The 1,883-nt window shown below is 72.8% G+C and carries 1 protein-coding gene; it reads right to left on the bottom strand.

What is annotated here, in order from left to right:
* Positions 1-341: 341 nt before the first annotated feature.
* Positions 342-1,790, bottom strand: a complete 1,449-nt coding sequence (locus JNW87_RS38180; RefSeq protein ID WP_238455417.1) for an MFS transporter — start codon at positions 1,788-1,790, stop codon at positions 342-344.
* Between the last annotated feature and the right edge of the window lie 93 nt (positions 1,791-1,883).

Here is a 1,883-nt window from a genome sequence, read left to right as displayed (position 1 = left end):
AAGCAGGTCGACGGGTGGCAGGACATGCCGCTGACCGAGGCCGCCCAGACGGTGCAGGTGTCGGCCTACCCGGACGCCTACGCCCAGTGGGAGCAGCAGGCCGCCCACCTGGTCGCCCAGCACTGGAACAGCTGACCTGACCAAGCAACACGCAACGAGCCGCTGGCCGGCACCCCGGACACACGGGGTGCCGGCCAGCGGCATTTCCACGTACAAACACAAGACCGTGACCGCCGGGCGGACGGTGACCAACGTCAGGGCTGGGGGCGACCGTCCCCGGCGCAGGGATCAAGCCTGACCGCCCGAAGCCGGGGACGGCCGCCCCCAGCCCCCAACCGCGTTCACCGGGCCGGACCCCGATCCCCTCCGGCGATGTCGATCAGCGCCGCCACCAGGGCGAGCGTGATGATGCCGGTGGCCAGCAGCAGCGAGTGCCGGAAGGCGGTCGCCCAGTCGCCCCGGCTGCTGGCCAGCGAGGAGAAGAACAGCGATCCGACCGCCGCGATGCCGGCCGCCGAGCCGATCCGCTGGCCGGTCTGCAGCATGCCGGCCCCGCTGCCGGCCTGCGGCACCGGCACCTCCGCCAGGGTGAGCGTCTGGTTCGGTGCGATGACCAGGCCGCTGCCCAGCCCGGCGAGCAGCAGCGGCACCGCGGTCAGCAGCGGCACCGAGCTGGACGGCGAGCCGCGCAGCACCCAGACGGTGGCCGCGAGTCCGATCACCACGACGAGCAGACCGACGGCGACCAGGGGCCGGCCGTACCGGGTGACGACCCGGCCGCCCAGCGCCGACGCCACCGCCGAGCCCAGCGCGAACGGGGTGATCGCCAGGCCGGCGATGAGGGCGCTGTAGCCGAGCCCGTTCTGCAGGTAGAGGGTGAAGATGAAGAAGATGGCGGTGAACCCGCCGAAGTAGACCAGCGCGATCAGCGCCCCGAGGGTGTACGAGCGAAACCCGAACAGCCGCAGGTCGAACAGCGGCGGCCGGTGCCGGGCGTACCACCGCTCCCAGAGACCGAAGCCGATCAGGACGGCCAGGCCGGCCGGGATGAGCGCCCACTTCCACGGGGTGTGCCACTGCTCGCGTTGCACCAGCGGCAGGAGCACGAGGGTCACCCCTATCCCGAGCAGCAGCACCCCGACCGGGTCGAGGCGGTGCCGATCCTGCTGGCCGGTGGGGCGGGCCGGCAGCAGCCGCCAGCCGAGCAGCACCGCGACGATGCCCACCGGGACGTTGACGAAGAACACCCAGCGCCAGCCGTGCTCCGCACCGCCGAGCTGGATGAGCAACCCGCCGAGCAGCGGCCCGACGGCGGTGGAGATGCCGATGGTCGCGCCCAACAGGCCGAACGCCCGACCGCGTTCCGCGCCCCGGAACAGCTGCTGGATCAGGCCGCTCACCTGCGGGTTCACGATTCCCGCCGCGGCGCCTTGCACCAGCCGGGCGGCGACCAGCCACTCCGGCGAGCGGGCCAGTCCGGCCAGCGCGCTGGTCAGGGTGAACAGCGCCACCCCGAGGACGAAGGCGTTCCGCCGGCCCCGGGCGTCGCCGAAGCGTCCCGCGGGCACCAGCACCAGCCCGAAGGTGAGCGCGTACCCGGACAGCACCCACTGCAGATCGCTGGGCGTGGCGCCGAGCGCGCGGTCCATCGACGGTACGGCGACGTTGACGATGCTGACGTCGAGCAGCGTCATGAAGGCGGCGACCAGGCCGACGCCGAGCGCCTGCCAGCGCTTCCGGACGTCGCACCCATCGGTGTCGGCCAGTGCCGACGACCGGTCCGCGCTCATGGTGCCCCCCGAAGGCCGACGATCACGCATTCCTGATCGCTACCCGGGCCCTCGAGGGGCAAACGGGACGTCACGCCATCTGGCGCGCACACC

Origin of the sequence: Micromonospora sp. ATA51 (genome assembly GCF_016802855.1) — a bacterium.
GTDB classification, from domain to species: Bacteria; Actinomycetota; Actinomycetes; order Mycobacteriales; family Micromonosporaceae; genus Micromonospora; species Micromonospora sicca.
Note: the sequence above shows the minus strand (reverse complement) of the source record. Positions and strands in the feature narration are given on the sequence as shown.